Source organism: Trinickia sp. NRRL B-1857, assembly GCF_050470685.1.
Lineage (GTDB): Bacteria > Pseudomonadota > Gammaproteobacteria > Burkholderiales > Burkholderiaceae > Trinickia.
The window spans coordinates 51,648-66,140 of the sequence record NZ_JBFLUK010000001.1 but is presented as its reverse complement, the minus strand read 5'-3'; the positions used below and the strand labels follow the sequence as shown (position 1 = coordinate 66,140).

Annotated in this window: 12 protein-coding genes and 5 tRNA genes; 4 read left to right on the top strand and 13 right to left on the bottom strand. The window is 61.4% G+C overall.

Annotated elements, in window-relative coordinates; genetic code table 11:
• Nucleotides 1–16 precede the first annotated feature (16 nt).
• Nucleotides 17–1,609 carry a malate synthase A gene (gene aceB, locus AB1286_RS00360; protein WP_430361389.1) on the top strand — a complete coding sequence of 531 codons (1,593 nt, stop codon included), beginning with the start codon at nt 17–19 and terminating at the stop codon, nt 1,607–1,609.
• 133 nt (nt 1,610–1,742) lie between these two features.
• On the opposite strand, the gene AB1286_RS00355 is transcribed toward aceB, so the two are convergent.
• Nucleotides 1,743–2,162 (bottom strand): gamma-glutamylcyclotransferase family protein, encoded by a 420-nt coding sequence (locus AB1286_RS00355; protein WP_430361388.1) that lies wholly within the window; start codon nt 2,160–2,162, stop codon nt 1,743–1,745.
• Between the two features lie 286 nt (nt 2,163–2,448).
• Between AB1286_RS00355 and AB1286_RS00350 the strand changes: the two genes are divergently transcribed.
• Nucleotides 2,449–3,318, top strand: coding sequence for an AraC family transcriptional regulator (locus tag AB1286_RS00350; RefSeq protein ID WP_430361387.1), 870 nt, complete (start codon nt 2,449–2,451; stop codon nt 3,316–3,318).
• A 39-nt stretch (nt 3,319–3,357) separates the two neighbouring features.
• On the opposite strand, the gene AB1286_RS00345 is transcribed toward AB1286_RS00350, so the two are convergent.
• The 6 genes from AB1286_RS00345 to AB1286_RS00320 all read right to left on the bottom strand — a co-directional run bounded on the left by AB1286_RS00345 (nt 3,358) and on the right by AB1286_RS00320 (nt 5,793).
• Nucleotides 3,358–3,837 carry a GNAT family N-acetyltransferase gene (locus tag AB1286_RS00345; protein ID WP_430361386.1) on the bottom strand — a complete coding sequence of 160 codons (480 nt, stop codon included), beginning with the start codon at nt 3,835–3,837 and terminating at the stop codon, nt 3,358–3,360.
• Between the two features lie 180 nt (nt 3,838–4,017).
• A tRNA-Asp gene (locus AB1286_RS00340) sits at nt 4,018–4,094 on the bottom strand.
• A gap of 82 nt (nt 4,095–4,176) precedes the next feature.
• Nucleotides 4,177–4,252: transfer RNA gene (locus AB1286_RS00335), tRNA-Glu, on the bottom strand.
• A 75-nt stretch (nt 4,253–4,327) separates the two neighbouring features.
• Nucleotides 4,328–4,404 (bottom strand) — tRNA-Asp (locus AB1286_RS00330).
• Nucleotides 4,405–4,483: 79 nt separating this feature from the next.
• A tRNA-Glu gene (locus tag AB1286_RS00325) sits at nt 4,484–4,559 on the bottom strand.
• A 316-nt stretch (nt 4,560–4,875) separates the two neighbouring features.
• On the bottom strand, nt 4,876–5,793 hold the full coding sequence (locus tag AB1286_RS00320) for an RHS repeat-associated core domain-containing protein (protein ID WP_430361385.1): 918 nt from the start codon (nt 5,791–5,793) through the stop codon (nt 4,876–4,878).
• 265 nt (nt 5,794–6,058) lie between these two features.
• Here AB1286_RS00320 and AB1286_RS00315 point away from each other — a divergent pair, with 265 nt between their 5' ends.
• Nucleotides 6,059–6,682: a hypothetical protein gene (locus AB1286_RS00315; RefSeq protein ID WP_430361384.1), complete on the top strand. Its 624-nt coding sequence runs from the start codon at nt 6,059–6,061 to the stop codon at nt 6,680–6,682.
• A 132-nt stretch (nt 6,683–6,814) separates the two neighbouring features.
• Here AB1286_RS00315 and AB1286_RS00310 read toward each other — a convergent pair.
• Together AB1286_RS00310 and gltX are read right to left on the bottom strand one after the other, a co-directional pair.
• Nucleotides 6,815–6,890 (bottom strand) — tRNA-Ala (locus AB1286_RS00310).
• A gap of 105 nt (nt 6,891–6,995) precedes the next feature.
• Nucleotides 6,996–8,405 (bottom strand): glutamate--tRNA ligase, encoded by a 1,410-nt coding sequence (gene gltX, locus AB1286_RS00305; RefSeq protein WP_430361383.1) that lies wholly within the window; start codon nt 8,403–8,405, stop codon nt 6,996–6,998.
• 218 nt (nt 8,406–8,623) lie between these two features.
• Between gltX and AB1286_RS00300 the strand changes: the two genes are divergently transcribed.
• Nucleotides 8,624–9,604, top strand: coding sequence for a patatin-like phospholipase family protein (locus AB1286_RS00300; RefSeq protein ID WP_430361382.1), 981 nt, complete (start codon nt 8,624–8,626; stop codon nt 9,602–9,604).
• A gap of 187 nt (nt 9,605–9,791) precedes the next feature.
• On the opposite strand, the gene AB1286_RS00295 is transcribed toward AB1286_RS00300, so the two are convergent.
• The 4 genes from AB1286_RS00295 to AB1286_RS00280 all read right to left on the bottom strand — a co-directional run bounded on the left by AB1286_RS00295 (nt 9,792) and on the right by AB1286_RS00280 (nt 14,438).
• Nucleotides 9,792–10,517 (bottom strand): C40 family peptidase, encoded by a 726-nt coding sequence (locus AB1286_RS00295; protein ID WP_430361381.1) that lies wholly within the window; start codon nt 10,515–10,517, stop codon nt 9,792–9,794.
• 125 nt (nt 10,518–10,642) lie between these two features.
• On the bottom strand, nt 10,643–12,280 hold the full coding sequence (locus AB1286_RS00290; RefSeq protein ID WP_430361380.1) for an ABC transporter ATP-binding protein: 1,638 nt from the start codon (nt 12,278–12,280) through the stop codon (nt 10,643–10,645).
• Nucleotides 12,277–13,308 carry an ABC transporter permease gene (locus AB1286_RS00285; protein ID WP_430364943.1) on the bottom strand — a complete coding sequence of 344 codons (1,032 nt, stop codon included), beginning with the start codon at nt 13,306–13,308 and terminating at the stop codon, nt 12,277–12,279. The genes AB1286_RS00290 and AB1286_RS00285 overlap by 4 nt, the downstream gene beginning before the upstream one ends.
• An 83-nt stretch (nt 13,309–13,391) precedes the next feature.
• Nucleotides 13,392–14,438, bottom strand: coding sequence for a microcin C ABC transporter permease YejB (locus AB1286_RS00280; RefSeq protein ID WP_430364942.1), 1,047 nt, complete (start codon nt 14,436–14,438; stop codon nt 13,392–13,394).
• Nucleotides 14,439–14,493: the final 55 nt, after the last annotated feature.

Below are 14,493 nucleotides of genomic sequence, written 5' to 3'. Positions count from 1 at the left end.
CCAAAGGAGACTTTCCATGGCGAACACGTTGTCGTTGCCCCAAGGTATGCAAATCACCGGCGCAATCGAGCCCGGTTTCGAGACGATCCTGACGCCGGAGGCGCTCGCGCTCGTCGCCGATCTGCACCGCACGTTCGAGCCGCGCCGCCGCCAATTGCTGCAAGCGCGCGCCGAGCGCACGCAGCGGCTGGACGCCGGCGAGCGGCCGGATTTCCTCGCGCAAACGAAGGCCGTGCGGGAAGGCGATTGGAAGATCGCCCCGCTGCCGAAAGACCTCGAATGCCGGCGCGTCGAAATCACCGGCCCCGTCGAACGCAAGATGATCATCAACGCGTTGAACTCGGGCGCCGACTCGTACATGAGCGACTTCGAGGATTCGAACACGCCTAGCTGGCACAACCAGATCACGGGCCAACTGAATCTGAAGGATGCGGTGCGCCGCACGATTTCGCTCGAGCAAAACGGCAAGACCTATAAGCTCAACGACAAGATCGCAACGCTCGTCGTGCGCGCACGCGGTTGGCATCTCGACGAAAAGCACGTGACGGTGGATGGACAGCGCGTGTCGGGCGGCATCTTCGACTTCGCCCTGTTCTTGTTCCATAACGCGAAGGAGTTGCTCGCACGCGGCAGCGGCCCCTACTTCTATCTGCCGAAGCTGGAAAGCCATCTCGAGGCGCGTTTGTGGAACGACATCTTCTTGGCGGCCCAGGAAGCGATCGGCTTGCCGCGCGGAACGATCCGCGCGACGGTGCTGATCGAGACGATCCTCGCCGCGTTCGAGATGGACGAGATCCTGTACGAGCTGCGCGAACACAGCGCCGGCTTGAATGCCGGTCGTTGGGACTACATCTTTTCGGCGATCAAGAAGTTCAAGAACGACACGGAGTTCTGCCTCGCCGATCGTTCGCAAATCACGATGACGGTCCCGTTCATGCGCGCCTATGCGCTGGAATTGCTTAAGACCTGCCACAAGCGCAATGCGCCGGCGATCGGCGGCATGAGCGCGCTGATCCCGATCAAGAGCGATGCGGCTGCCAACGAGAAGGCCATGGGCGGCGTGCGTTCGGATAAGAAGCGCGATGCGACCGACGGCTATGACGGCGGTTGGGTCGCCCACCCGGGTCTCGTGCCGGTGGCGATGGAAGAGTTCGTGAGCGTGCTCGGCGACAAGCCGAACCAAATCGCCAAACAGCGCGAGGACGTGCAAGTCACGGCGAAGGATCTGCTCGACTTCCGTCCGGAAGCCCCGATCACCGAAGCGGGACTGCGCAACAACATCAACGTCGGCATCCACTACCTCGGCTCTTGGTTGGCGGGCAACGGTTGCGTGCCGATCCACAACTTGATGGAAGATGCGGCGACCGCCGAGATCTCGCGCTCGCAAGTGTGGCAATGGATCCGCTCGCCGAAGGGCAAGCTCGAAGACGGCCGCAAGGTCACCGCCGAGCTCGTGCGCGCGCTGATCGCCGAAGAGCTGCCGAAGATCAAGCAGGCGGTGGGCGGCAACACCGAGTCGTACGATCGCGCCGGGACCATCTTCGAAAAGATGTCGACCTCGGAAACGTTCACGGAGTTCTTGACGCTGCCGCTTTACGAAGAAGTTTAAACACGCCGAAAAAAAGGCGGCCCGCTTTGACGCGCGGCCGCCCTTCAGGCCGGGCTGTCGCGAACGCAACGACAACCCGGCCTTTTCTTTTCTCTCTGGTCTCTTTTCTCTATTGCACTTATCGGCCGCCGTATTACAGCACCGCGATCGAGTCGCGTGCGAGGCGATAGCTGATCCAATCGCCCGCTTCGATACGGGTACGCCCACCCACGGACACATCGTCGACCGGATAGAAAAAGCATTGCAGCGCGCGGTCCGCGACGGTCACCGTCAACGGGCGCGATTTGAAGACGCTGTCGACGCCCGGCTCGATGCCCTCGATCCGATCGAGGACCGGTACGAGCGCCTCGTCGATCTCATAAACATCCCCGCGCACCGGACCCGCGGCCTCGTCATGCACGAGCCCCGGATAATCGCCGAGATCGTATAAGCGCCCCATTACCGCCGCTCGTCCCACCAGCCTAGGCGCGCCAATCCCATTGCGCGCGGCCGCAGCCCCAATGTCGTTGATCTCACCCGCGCGTAGCGTGCCATAAACGAATACGTATCGCATTTGCCCTCGTCCCTTTGTTGTGTGGAGATGCACGTCGCCGGTTGCATGGCTCGGTTCTATGCTTTGGACTTCGCCGGCGAACGTTTGGCGCCTGCATGATGCGGTAACAAAATTCGTCCCACACATGTTCGGCAATCGGATTATGCATGTCGAATAAGACGGCTGCGAGTGTCGCGCGCAAGCGTGGCAACGGCCCTCGAGCGGGACGCACATACAATATCGATCGGCTCCCCGCTTTCCCGATGCGGGTATCTTTAATCTTTCACTTCGCCAACAAAACGCCGCCGTGAATTCGAACGAACTCGTCGCGCCGACATCCACCGCGCGCGTGCGCCTGATCGACATTCCAGCCTCGGTCGCGCCCACCGCCACGCATCCGATTCGCGTGCGGGCGCGGCCGATGCCGGCGGGCGAAAGCATCGCTCTGCACCTGCATGCCTGGGCGCAGCTTGCCTATGCCTCGCGCGGCGTCATGCGTGTCGCCGTCGAAAGCTGCACATGGATGGTTCCGCCATCCCGAGCCATTTGGGTCCCGCCGCGCGTACCGCATGAAGTGGTCATCATCGAAGATGCCTATCTGCGTACGCTGTACATCGACGAATCTGTCGTGCCGGCGGGGCTCGATGCTTGCCGCGTCGTCGATGTTTCCGGGCTGCTGCGCGAGGCGATCGCCGCACTCGACGCGCAGGACCTGGATACGCCGCGCGAGCGCTTGCTCGGCGCGCTCGCGCTCGACGAAATCACGCGCTCGGAACCGCTGCCGCTTTCGGTGCCCATGCCGACGGAAAAACGATTGCGGGCGCTTTGCGAAGCGCTGCTCAAGGATCCCGGTAATGTGGATTCGCTGGAATACTGGGCGGCGAGCGTCGGTGCGAGCACGCGCACGATCGCGAGGCTGTTCCGCCAAGAACTCGGGATGAGCTTTTCCCAATGGCGTCAGCAGGCCGTGCTGGCGCGGGCTATTCCGCTGCTCAATCGCGGCCGCGCGCTATCGCAGATCGCCCACGAACTCGGCTATCAAAGTCAAAGCGCGTTTTCGGCGATGTTCCGGCGCGCGTTCGGCGAAAGCCCGCGCGCATTCATGATGCGCGACGGCGAAGCGGCACCCGAGCGCTCTGGTGCCGACGACGATTTGGAAGGGCTCACGAACGAGTAAGCGCTTTGGCGCTTGCGACGAACAGGCGGCTTGCGCGCGTTAAACGCGGCGCGTCATATGCCGAATGGCGCCGAGCTGTGCAAGCCGAGGTCCTGCCACGCGATAGCCCATTCGCAGATACAACCGTGCGGCGGGGTTGTCGACGAATACGCGCAATTGGAGTTCGTGCAATCCGCGCTCTAGCGCCCAGCGGTGCGACGTCTCGAGCAGGAACGTGCCCGCCCCTTCGCCCCGATGACCTTCGGCGATTTGAACATCGCGGATATGCAGCGAGTCGCCCTCTTCGGTGAGCCGCAGCACGCCGATCGGCTCGTTGCCTACCTCGAGGATGAAGTTTTCGGATTCCTGCCAGCTCGCCAGAAACAGATCGGCGCGCCAAGCCAGGCGGTGCCGCTCGTAGTAGCGACCCATATTGACGCGTGTGAGCGCCTCCGCGAAAGCGAAATCGCTCATCGACGCTTGGCGCAAATGAAACGGCGATGGCGCATGGTGCAAAGGCGCGTCGGTCGGATCGAACATCGTAGCCGGAACGAAGAGAAACCGTGATCACAGTAAGGCAGCAGCGTACGACTTGCAATGGCGGATTGTCCGGGCTCGCACGAAACCGTGGACACGCGGGCGAACCGCTGCTGCGGGGACGGCCATAGGAAGGCGTAAGAAAAAAGCCCGTTCGAATCTGCTTCGAACGGGCTTCTTATTTGGCGGAGTGGACGGGACTCGAACCCGCGACCCCCGGCGTGACAGGCCGGTATTCTAACCGACTGAACTACCACTCCAGTCTTGCATCTTCGCTCGCGGACGTCGGTTATTTTCCGCAAGCTGCCGCGCTTCCTTCAATGCAAAGCGCCGCCGATATTTTGGCGTCCCCTAGGGGATTCGAACCCCTGTACTCACCGTGAAAGGGTGATGTCCTAGGCCTCTAGACGAAGGGGACAACAGGTACTGCTCAATATACTGCTTACATCTTTATTGAAAAAGCCCGTTCAAGAAACCCTGAACGGGCTTTGTCTGGCGGAGTGGACGGGACTCGAACCCGCGACCCCCGGCGTGACAGGCCGGTATTCTAACCGACTGAACTACCACTCCTTAACTTGCCCATCATACTCACGAGCGTCGGTTTTGTCTCGTAAGCTGCACCGCCTCACTTAAGAAGCAGCGCGATGTTTGGCGTCCCCTAGGGGATTCGAACCCCTGTACTCACCGTGAAAGGGTGATGTCCTAGGCCTCTAGACGAAGGGGACAAAATCTTTTCACCTGCCGCACTTCGCTTTCAACTTTCGTCAACGGCGAAGAACGCTATTCTAACTCGTCGATTGGCGTTTGTGAAGTTTTTTCTTTCAGTTACTGCGCTTCGAAAGCACTTCACAGTCGCCTGCCGACCGTATCGCGCAATATCCAACTAAACGCGACACCTCGAACAGCAGAGCCTCGCATTATACGCATACGATGTCCGGCTGCGCAAGCGATTTCGGCGGCTTGTGAGGCGAACGGAGCACACTATCCATCGGCGCTCGGGCCATCGGCACGCGCTCGCGGTGCAATAACCGGGCGTTCTTCCTACTGGCCGTCCGCGACATAGGGCGCAATATCCGCTGGTAGCTCGTTAAAGTACGTCAATGTTCTAACGTGTGGGGTCTTTATCGCCTCGGAAAGGTCCGGCCTGTAGATCACCTTGAGCGCATTCGATCTGACAGTAGATAACGGGACGGTATAGCCGAATAGCCTAGATGTTTCTTCCATACCGGGGTAATCCGGCAGATCGGCCACTGTCACCCCCTTACGCTCCATTTCGTCCACAAAACTGATCGTCCGCCGAGTTGCAACGCTCTGCTTCTCTGTCCCACCTAACGGGCGCGACAGAACCGCGTTATATAGCGACGTGAAGGTGGGTGGCGGTGATCCCGGCGGCAGTGCGGACGATGCCGCCGACGTAGAGGGGCCTGCGTCAGCGAAATGCGCCGCGGACGAATCCACGGATACGGGCGGGATCGACGGACCGGCCAAGACGTTGGCGGGCGAACCGGCTGTGGGACCTGATATCGGCGGCGTGCGTAACGGTTCAGGAGAGTGAGGCGCCTTTGTCGAACTCGCCGCATGTACGGCGGCAGTCGAAGTCGAAGGCTTCGAACTCGACACCTTATTGGGCGCCTGCGCCACGCCACGCATGTCGCCATGTATTCGTTTGTCGAGGCGAAGCCCTACTTCGAGATGAGTCTCAACATGGATCTGATCCGCTTCCGGCACATAGAGCGCGTTCAAAATCTTCAAAACGTGCCCGGTCGGGTCGCCGAAATTGATCGGATCGCAGCCGCAATAGGTGTAGGGATTCACACCTCCCCGGCCAAATGGACTCCATGCGTCCGGGGCGCCGAAACGCATGAGCGCCGGTAGGTACCATCGATAGCCATTCCCTAGCGGGTAGCCGCCGGAAACGGGATCCTGATTTCTACCCGCGAATCGCAATACACTTTCCATCCCACCCATCCCCGCGCGTTACGCTATGTCGACCGCAACCGCATACCGATTCAACTGAAGCTAGACAGAAATCGACGTGTCGGCCCTAGAACTTTTGTTAGCGCGCGTGCACGGGCGCGTGTGCGGATAGTCGCCCCCTCTGCTTACAGGTCAAGATTTGTCATCATTAGAAGCCGTTGCCCGTGCGGGCAACGATCGGATACTGCTGGCCGTGCTCTCGATGTCGGTATGCTTCGTCGGCGCGTTCGCAATAGGCGCCATGGCGATGCCGACACGTCGCCCTGTCGCCACGGCCCACGAAACCCGCGGCTTTAGGTGGCTCGGGAATTCGAACGTTATGCGCCCGCTACTCGCGAAAGGTTTATGGAATGGAACTGGCGTATCCGCCTTCCTGTTGTCGGGAGAAGTGTTGCGTCACCGCTATCAGCTCGACGTCGCCCATGTTGGGATGAGCGCGACCGCTTTCGGCGTCGGCCTCGCGATCGGCAATCTCTCGGCGGGGAAGCTGCGGAGGCTGACTGGCAGCGAGGAGCGTTCGCTGGTCGTCGTAACGAGCCTTTTAATCGCTTGCGTCACCGCATTTCATCTTCCGTCGCTACCGGTGTTCGGCGCGCTCGTCTGCCTCGTCGCATGGGGCGCAGCGCTCGGTGCGGGGGCCCCTTCGGCGACGACTGTACTTGCCGAACGTTCGGGTCACGACAAGGGTGTGGTTCTAGCGACCGCCGAGACGCTCAACAATGTCGTCATCCTATCGGTCGTCCCGATCGCCTCCATGATGATCGCGAGTGGGACATTCGCCATGGCCGCAGCGGTGTTCGCCGTGACCTTAAGTCTCGGCGCTGCGCTAACACTGTACGACGCGCTACGTGGAATTTCGCGGAAGCAGTAGAGGCTCATTGGCCCAGGGTCGCGCACGCGAAGTCGATCGATGCATCGGCTCGGCGCCTATCCGCGCTACGGATTCTAGAAAAAGAAAAAGCCCTGGAAACCAGAGCTTTTCTTTGATTCTGTCTGCGATGTTTGGTGGAGGTAAGCGGGATCGAACCGCTGACCTCTTGCATGCCATGCAAGCGCTCTCCCAGCTGAGCTATACCCCCTTGCAGAACAGAAATGAGATTATATGGACCCTTTTCCGTCTTGTAAATACCCCTCGCCAATCTTTTCGCATATTTTTGCGAGCCGATGCCGAAGGGTGACGACGACTAGGCCGCGAGCCCCGCTTCGATGCGGCTCACCACTCGCTCGCGTCCGAACAAGACCAATACCGCATCGATCGACGGCGTATGCGTCGTACCCGCCACGAACAACCGCACGGGCATCGCGAGTTGCGGCATCTTGAGCTTGTGCGCACCGAGCGTGGCCTTTAGCGCGGCTGCGACGCCCTCCTTCGTCCATTCGCAGGTGCGCAGCGCAGCGGCCAATTCGGCGAGTGCGGGTCGCACCGCATCGGTCACATGCTGCGTCAGTGCCTCGGCCTCGGGTGCCGGCGTGCGATAGAACATCGCCGCGTTCTCGACAATCTCTTTGATGGTCGTCGCACGGTCTTTCATGAGCCCGATGACCGAAGCCGTGTCGGGACCGCTCGCGAGCGCAGCCTCGTCGATACCGAGTTCGGCGAAGAACGGCTTGGCCAATTCGGCCAGGCGCGCGTTGTCCGCTTCTTTGATGTAGTGATTGTTGAGCCAGTTCAGCTTGTTGTGATCGTATTGCGCGGGCGACTTGCCCAGATGCTCGAGGTCGAACCACTCGACGAACTGCTCGCGCGAAAAGATTTCGGCATCACCGTGCGACCAGCCCAGGCGAGCCAAATAGTTAAGCACCGCTTCGGGCAGATAGCCGGCATCGCGGTACCCCATTACGCTCATCGCGCCGTGCCGCTTGCTCATCTTCTCGCCGGCTTCGTTCAGCACCGTCGGCAAGTGTGCATAAATCGGCGTCTGGCCGCCGAGCGCGAGCAAGATGTTGATCTGGCGCGGCGTGTTGTTCACGTGATCGTCGCCGCGAATCACGTGCGTGATGCGCATATCCAGATCGTCGACCACGACGCAGAAGTTGTACGTAGGCGTGCCGTCGGGACGCGCGATCACGAGATCGTCGAGTTCGTCGTTCGCGATTTCCACACGGCCCTTGACCGCGTCGTCCCAAGCGACGACGCCGTCGAGCGGATTCTTGAAGCGAATCACAGGTTCGACGCCGGCCGGCGGCGTCGGCAAGGTCTTGCCCGGTTCGGGGCGCCACGTGCCGTCGTAGCGCGGCTTCTCGCCGGCTGCGCGTTGACGCTCGCGCAGCGCTTCGAGTTCTTCCATCGACATATAGCAACGATACGCGAGCCCTTGCTCGAGCATCTGAGCGACGACTTCGCGATAGCGGTCCATCCGCTGCATCTGATAGAAGGGGCCTTCGTCGAAATTCAGGCCGAGCCAATCCATCCCTTCGAGAATCGCGTCGACCGATTCGGACGTGGAACGCTCGACGTCCGTATCCTCGATACGCAGGATGAACGTGCCTTGCATTTTGCGCGCGAACGCCCATGGGTAGAGCGCGGAGCGAATGTTACCGAGATGGATGAAGCCGGTGGGACTCGGAGCGAAGCGGGTACGGACGGTGGTCATAGATAGCGTCGATGGTTCGATGGCGTGTACGCGGGCGGCATGCCGTCGAGCGAATAGAAATAGAGCGCAATTATACCCGGCATACTCGGCGCCTCGCCCTGCTCGCTCAGCACCTAGCAAGCCGCGCAGCCGTGCCGGATCGCTTTGCCGTATGATGTGCGCGCGCCGCTTCATGACGCGGCGTGCCGGTGCTGCATAGGTCCCAGTCCGGCGCATCGATGCGCGCCGATTCCGGTGCGCCGCTGGAGATACCGTTGAAACCGTCTTCCCCTCGTCTCACCCGCCGCGGCTTTTCCGTGGCATGCGCATCGGCGCTGCTCGCCGCCTGCGCCTCGCCGACTGTCCAGACGAACGAATCGAGTCTCGCCCCAACGCAGCCGCCGGCTGCGCCGCCCAAGCCGCTTCGCATCGGGCTTGCGCTCGGCGGCGGCGCGGCCCGAGGCTTTTCGCATATCGGCGTGATCAAAGCGCTCGAAGCGCGCGGGCTGCAAGTCGATATCGTCTGCGGCACGAGCGCGGGTTCGGTCGTCGGCGCGCTGTACGCGTCGGGAATGACCGGCCTGCAAATCAACAAGCTCGCGTTGACGATGGATGAAGCGTCGATCAGCGATTGGGCCATGCCGTTTCGCACGCGCGGATTCTTGCAAGGACTGGCGCTGCAAAACTACGTCAATACGACGCTACAGCATCGCCCGATCGAAAAGATGGTCAAGCCGCTCGGCATCGTCGCGACGGATCTTCGCAGCGGCCAACCGATCTTGTTTCAGCGCGGCGATACCGGCATCGCCGTACGCGCTTCGTGCAGCGTTCCGTCGATCTTCGAGCCGGTCAAGATCGCCGGTCACGAATATGTCGACGGTGGACTCGTGAGCCCCGTGCCCGCTTCGTTCGCGCGCAAAATGGGCGCCGATTTCGTCATCGCCGTCGATATCTCGGCCAATCCCGAAACGGCACTGACGCAGAACTCGTTCGACGTGCTTTTGCAAACGTTCACGATCATGGGACAAACGATCAAGACGTACGAATTGGAGAAGTACGCCGACTTCGTCATTCGCCCGAATTTGGCTGCGATGAGCGGGAGCAACTTCGGCCAACGCAACGAAGCGATTCTCGCCGGAGAAGCGGCCGTTGCGCGGCTGTACCCCGATTTGCAGCGCAAGCTGGCCGAGCGGCGTGCAGGCGTGGCGGCAGCCGCCTAATCGAGAGATGGCGCGCCGGGTTGCGCGCCTCGCTCGCCGCGGCAACCCGAGCCGAAGCAGAACGAAAAAAGAAATGCCAAAACAAAAGCCCGCTCGAGAGCGGGCTTTGTCGTATGCAACGCCAGCATCGATCGATGCGGCGTTCGTTCGCCGAACGTCTATGCGCCCGGCGACCGGGTATCGGTTATCAGTTGCTGCCGAGCGTGCCGGCGTCACCACCGGCCGAAGCATCGCCGCCGATCGTCGCGCTCACGCGCTTGCGCAGGTCCTCGACCTTCACCGGAAACTGCGTTTCGATCCGGCGCGCGCCCGTGAAGCGCTTCTCCCAATAACCGTCATCAAGATCGTCGACTCGAATCGTGCTGCCCGTAGAAGGCGAATGCACGAACTTGTTGCCGCCGATGTAGATGCCGACGTGCGAGAACGTACGGCGCATCGTGTTAAAGAAGACGAGATCGCCCGGTTTCAAATCGGCCATCCGGACCTTTTCTCCCACGCGGCTCATTTCCTCGGCGCGACGCGGCAGGGCCATTCCGAGCGTGTCTTGAAACACGTAGCGCACGAATCCGCTGCAATCGAGCCCCGAATCGGGCGAACTACCGCCCCAGCGGTAACGGACGCCGATCATATTCAGCGCACCGACGACAACATCGCCGGCCTTACCCGCGACGCCCGACAGGAATGCCCTGGCTCGACCGCTCGTGGTCGTATCGGCCGCTTGGAGGTTACTCGTGCTGGAAGCGAGAGAAGAGGACGAAGCATCCGACTCGATGCGAGCCGGAATGGGGGATGCGATTTGCTGGGAACTGCTCGTTTCGTCTGCGAACGCGCCGGCAGCTGCCGTCATCAACACGCCAATGAACATCCCGGCGACGACGCGCGTACAAGCCTGGGCAAAATATCGGTGCTGCATTGGTCGGTAGGTTTTGCTTAAGAATCAGAGAACTGCGAAAAGTTTGGACGATACTAGCCACGATGTAACCGATTGTCAAAACAAATTAAAAAAAACAATCGGGGTACCGTCATAATTGCCGCCATTCACTCTTGAAGGCTCGCATCTAAGAGTTTTCGCGTATACGGATGGGCCGGATTGGAGAAGATTTTTTCGACGTCGCCCGTTTCGACGATGACCCCGTTTTGCATGACCGCCACCCGGTGTGCCATCGCGCCAATCACCGCCAAGTCATGACTGATGAATACGAAACCGAGGTTGTACTTGTGCTGAAGCGCAGTAAGCAGGGTCAAAACCTGCTGCTGAATCGAAACGTCGAGCGCACTCGTCGGCTCATCCAACACTAATAAACGCGGTTCCAAGACCAGCGCGCGGGCGATCGCGATGCGTTGCCTCTGGCCGCCCGAAAACTCGTGGGGGTAGCGCCCCAACGCGGTTCGATCGATCCCCACTTCGCGCAGCACCGTCGTGACTTTGTCGCGCCGGGCGGCCGCATCGAGTTCCGGCCGATGAAGCGCGAGCCCTTCCCCGACGATGCGCTCGATCGTCTGTCGCGGCGAAAGCGAACTGAACGGGTCCTGAAACACGACCTGCATGTTCGAGCGCAGCGTCGTCTGCTCCCGCCCCCGATAGCTGGAAAGCGCCCGTCCTTGGAACTCGATCGATCCACCCGCCGTGCTTTGCAGGCCGAGCAGCGCCATCGCAAGCGTCGACTTGCCTGAACCCGACTCCCCCACCACACCGAGCGTTTCGCCCTGCCGCACGCTGAGCGAGGCCTTGGAAACAGCGTCGAAACGATCGGAGCGGAACCAACCGCGTACGCCCGACGCCTTGATCGGGAACGACACCGATACCTCGCGGGCATCGAGCAATACCGGGGCGATCGGCAGCACGGGCGTTACGTGGCGCTGTGGCCGGCTCGCAATCAGCCGTTGCGTATATGGGTGCTGCGGCGCCTCGAAGATGCGCTCGACCGGACCGCTTTCGACGAGCACGCCCCGCTCCATGACCGCTACGCGCTGCGCAAAACGGCGCACTAAATTGAGATCGTGCGTGATCAATAACACGGCCATGCCGCGTTTTTTCGCCTCGTCACGTTGAATTTCGAGCAGCAGATCGACGATTTGCGCCCGGATCGTCACGTCGAGCGCGGTGGTCGGCTCGTCGGCCAATAGAAGCCGCGGACGGCAAGCAAGCGCCATTGCGATCATGGCGCGCTGGCGTTGGCCGCCCGAGAGCTGGTGCGGGTAGCTCAGCACTCGCTTTTGCGGCTCGGTCACGCCCGTGCGGGCAAGCAGCTCCACGGCACGAAGGCGCCCCTGCTGCGGCGAAACGCCCTCATGGGCGACGATCGTCTCCGCGATCTGCTCTCCGACCGTAAAAAGCGGGTTGAGCGCCGTCATCGGCTCTTGAAAGATCATCGCGACTTCCGAGCCGCGCAGCCCCTGCATGGCCCGCTCGCTCTTGGTCAGCAACTCCTCTCCCGCAAAACGGACGGCGCCCGTCACGCGCGCCTCGCCGAGCAGCCGCAGGATCGCCAGCGCGGTGACGGTCTTGCCCGAGCCGGACTCGCCCACGAGCGCGACGCGCTCACCCTGGGCGATCGCGAACGTCAAATCGTCGACGGCGACCGTGTCGCCGAACGTCACGTGCAGGTTTTCGAGTTCGAGCAGCGGCGTGCCGACGGCATCCCGAGCATCCTGTCTCATCGGCTGCGCGCTCATTGATTCCCTCCCGCCCGCATCGCCTCGGCAATGCGCGTATCCAATGCATTGCGCAGCGCGTCGCCCATGAACGTCAGCAGCAAGAGCGTGACGACGAGCACACCGAACGTCGAGAGCGAGATCCACCAGGCATCGAGGTTGGCTTTGCCCTCGGAGAGCAACTCGCCGAGACTCGGCGTGGGCGCAGGCACGCCCAAGCCGAGGAAGTCCAAGCTCGTCAAAGCGAGAATGGATCCGCTCATGCGAAACGGCAGGAACGTTATGACGGGCGTCATGCTATTGGGCAAAACGTGGCGCCAGATGATCTGCCAGTTCGACAGCCCGATCGCGCGCGCAGCGCGCACGTAATCCTGCGAGCGATTGCGCAAGCATTCGGCGCGCACATAATCGGACAAGCCGATCCACCCGAATAGCGACAACAAGACCACGAGCAGCAGAAAGCTCGGCTCGAAGATCGAGGCGAAGATGATGAGCAAATACAGTTCGGGCAACGCGCTCCAAATCTCGATGAGGCGCTGCCCCACGATGTCGATGCGACCGCCGAAGTACCCCTGCACGGCGCCGGCGGCGATGCCGAGCACGCTGCCGATCAGCGTCAGCACGAGCGCGAATTCCACCGATACCCGAAAGCCGTACAGCAGCCGCGCGAAAACGTCGCGCCCTTGGGCGTCCGTGCCGAGCCAGTTCTCGCGCGAGGGCGGCGCCGGATTGGCCGCGCGCGAGAAGTAGTTCAGCGTGTCGTAGTAGTAGTGGTTCGGCGGATAGACCGCGAAATTGCCCGGCAAAGCGAGCCGCTGTCGCACATACGGGTCGAGGTAATCGGCCGGGGTCGGGAAGTCGCCGCCGAACGTGGTCTCCGCATACGTCTTCACGATCGGAAAATAGTAATGACCGTCGTAGCGAACGACGAGCGGCTTGTCGTTCGACCAAAGCGGGCCGGCCAAGCTAGCGGCGAACGCGACGACGAACAGGATGAGACTCCAATAACCGAGGCGTTGGGCCTTGAAGCGTTGCCAAACGCGCCGCATGGGCGAGCGCGAAGCGAGGACGCTAGGCAATGCGCTGCGCGTCACGGCATCGGCCCCGGTTCGGGGGCGGGCTTGACTCAACGTTAGCGCTCCAGTCGTTCGAATTGAATGCGCGGATCGACCCAGACGTAGCACAAGTCCGAGATGAGCTTCGTCGCGAGCCCGATCAGCGTGAAAAGATACAGCGTGCCCAGCACGACCGGATAGTCGCGGCGCACGACCGATTCGTACGAGAGCAGCCCAAGGCCGTCGAGCGAAAACAGCGTTTCGATCAATAGGCTCCCGGTGAAAAAAGCGCCGATGAACGCGGCCGGAAACCCGACCACGAGCGGCAACATCGCATTGCGGAAGACGTGCTTCCAGAGCACGCGCTTTTCGCTCAAGCCCTTGGCGCGCGCCGTGAGCACATACTGCTTCTTGATCTCGTCGAGAAACGCGTTCTTGGTCAGCATCGTGACGACGGCGAAGCTGCCGACGACTGACGCCGTTACGGGCAGCGCGATATGCCAAAGATAATCGACGATCTTGCCCGGCACGCTCAACTGCGAAAAGTTGTCGGAGAACAATCCGCGCAGCGGGAAGATCTGCAAGAACGAGCCGCCGCCGAACAGCACGAGCAGCAAAACGCCCAGCACGAACCCGGGAATCGCGTAACCGACGAGCACGACGAGGCTCGTGGCGACGTCGAACGGCGAACCGTTGCGAACAGCCTTGGCAATTCCGAGCGGCACTGAGATCAGATAGGTCAGAAAGAACGTCCACAAGCCGATGCTGATCGACACCGGCAGCTTCGACACCACGAGCGACCACACGCTCTGATGGTGAAAGTAGCTTTGCCCGAGATCGAATCGGGCAAACCGCTCGAGCATGAGCCCATAGCGTGTCAGCGGCGGCTTATCGAAGCCGTACAACGCCTTCAACTGAGCGAGCTGCTGCGCGTCGACGCCCGAATGCGCGCGCAGCCCGAAAGGCGGCGCATGTCCTTCCAACTGCGTGCCCTTGCGCAATTCGTAAGCCGCTTGCTCGACCGGGCCGCCCGGCACGAACTGAATGACGGCGAACGTCACGGTCAGCACGCCGAGCAGCGTCGGGATCATCAGCAGCAATCGTTTGAGAATGTAGCCCCACATAGTCGAACACCCGTGGATAAGCGAAAACCAAGCGAAGGACGACGGCGAGCGCGCG

Excerpts from the sequence above, each read along its gene's own strand:
- aceB (WP_430361389.1), top strand. The coding sequence starts at position 17 with ATGGCGAACACGTTGTCGTTGCCCCAAGGTATGCAAATCACCGGCGCA.
- AB1286_RS00355 (WP_430361388.1), bottom strand. The coding sequence starts at position 2,162 with ATGCGATACGTATTCGTTTATGGCACGCTACGCGCGGGTGAGATCAAC.
- AB1286_RS00345 (WP_430361386.1), bottom strand. The coding sequence starts at position 3,837 with ATGTTCGATCCGACCGACGCGCCTTTGCACCATGCGCCATCGCCGTTT.
- AB1286_RS00320 (WP_430361385.1), bottom strand. The coding sequence starts at position 5,793 with ATGGAAAGTGTATTGCGATTCGCGGGTAGAAATCAGGATCCCGTTTCC.
- AB1286_RS00315 (WP_430361384.1), top strand. The coding sequence starts at position 6,059 with ATGCCGACACGTCGCCCTGTCGCCACGGCCCACGAAACCCGCGGCTTT.
- gltX (WP_430361383.1), bottom strand. The coding sequence starts at position 8,405 with ATGACCACCGTCCGTACCCGCTTCGCTCCGAGTCCCACCGGCTTCATC.
- AB1286_RS00300 (WP_430361382.1), top strand. The coding sequence starts at position 8,624 with ATGCGCGCCGATTCCGGTGCGCCGCTGGAGATACCGTTGAAACCGTCT.
- AB1286_RS00295 (WP_430361381.1), bottom strand. The coding sequence starts at position 10,517 with ATGCAGCACCGATATTTTGCCCAGGCTTGTACGCGCGTCGTCGCCGGG.
- AB1286_RS00290 (WP_430361380.1), bottom strand. The coding sequence starts at position 12,280 with ATGAGCGCGCAGCCGATGAGACAGGATGCTCGGGATGCCGTCGGCACG.
- AB1286_RS00285 (WP_430364943.1), bottom strand. The coding sequence starts at position 13,308 with ATGCGGCGCGTTTGGCAACGCTTCAAGGCCCAACGCCTCGGTTATTGG.
- AB1286_RS00280 (WP_430364942.1), bottom strand. The coding sequence starts at position 14,438 with ATGTGGGGCTACATTCTCAAACGATTGCTGCTGATGATCCCGACGCTG.